We start from the raw sequence: 1,337 nt of genomic DNA, 5'->3' as shown, positions 1-1,337 counted from the left end.
CAGGGATGTTGCAAAGTCCGGGGATCTTGTAGGTGTGCTGGTCAGGCGATGCCGAGGAGGTCGAGCGGGCGGCTGAAGGGCTCGTAGGAGGCGTGGCGGAGACCGGCGGCGATGTTGCGGTGCCCGGCTGCGCGGAGCGTGTTGATCGCCAAGTTGCGTAGGGTCGCCATGTTCTCGGGTCCGTGGCCGGTGCGGATCTTCGAGGCGTCCTCGCGGAAGGTGGTGTCGCGGACGAAGTGCAGCCGGTTCTCGATGGTCCACTGTGACCTGGCGAGCTGGCCGAGACGCTGGGGCGAGGCCTGATGCGAGGTCAGGTCCGTGATCGCGTAGACGGTCTGGCGGCTGACTGCCCCGGTCCGCAGGTCGGTGCGGTGGCGCAGGATGCGCACGGCTTGGACGGCGTGGGGGAAGTCCAGTCTGAGGCCGGTGACCGTGAGGGCCCTGGTCACGCGGGTTTCCCGGCGGCCGTGGCCCATCTCGCGGTCGTAGCGGCGTGCGGTGACGTCCTTCCACGGCAGCGACCGCAGCTGCTGGTGGAGCCGGGGCTGGTTGGCCTTGACCACCAGTAGGTAGTGCGCTTTCTTCTCCTCCACCAGGAAGCGCGCGTGGGCGCGCTGCGTGTGCAGGGCATCAGCCGTGACGGTGACCCCGGTCAGGTCGTAGGGCTTCAACAGCGCGGCGAAGCACGTGATTTCGTTGGTCTTGTCGGGAACCCGCAGTTGGGTGACGGTCCGGCCGTCGCCGGTCATCGCGGCCAGGAGGTGAGCGGCGGGCGTCTGGCCGTGCCGGGAGCCGCGTGCGGCCTTGCCGTCCACGGCGACCGACTCCGTACCGCCGGGATCGGCGCCGGTCAGGTCGGCCAGGCCACCGGGGCAGGCCAGGCTGACGACCCGTCGGATCGTGGCGGCACTCGGCGCGACCCGCACACCAAACGCACCGACCACGCGGGAACCGAGCCGGGCCAGGGCGTGTTGCGGGGCGTTCGTGGACCACTGACCGATCGCCGCGTACGAGCGCGCGCCGGCGACCACCGCCGAGGCGGCAACCAGCAGGACCGTCACGAACGGGTGACGCACCCCGCGCCGCCGACGCGGATCGGGCAGCACCCGCAACCGCTCCACCAGCGAGAGCCCCTCGACACTCTCCAGAGCGGGCGATTTGACGAGGCAGACGGTGGCAGACTGGCGGCACATCGAAACTCCGGTGGTTCAGGGCGACTTGGGAAGGTCACCCCGTTCAACCGGAGTTTCGTTGCGTTCGTGACGGGCCAACCCCCACCCCTCGCACCGCTGTGGCCTGCAGACTCACATGATCACCGGGACTTTGGAACACCCCTG

At 69.7% G+C, this 1,337-nt stretch carries 1 protein-coding gene; it reads right to left on the bottom strand.

All coding sequences use genetic code 11. The annotated features are described in order from the left end of the window. Window positions 1–41 precede the first annotated feature (41 nt). On the bottom strand, window positions 42–1,193 hold the full coding sequence (locus ACIRPK_RS36900; RefSeq protein ID WP_403047338.1) for an ISAs1 family transposase: 1,152 nt from the start codon (window positions 1,191–1,193) through the stop codon (window positions 42–44). Window positions 1,194–1,337 lie beyond the last annotated feature (144 nt).

Source organism: Kitasatospora sp. NPDC101801 (genome assembly GCF_044766665.1).
GTDB lineage: Bacteria > Actinomycetota > Actinomycetes > Streptomycetales > Streptomycetaceae > Kitasatospora.
This window is presented reverse-complemented; position numbering and strand designations above follow the sequence as displayed.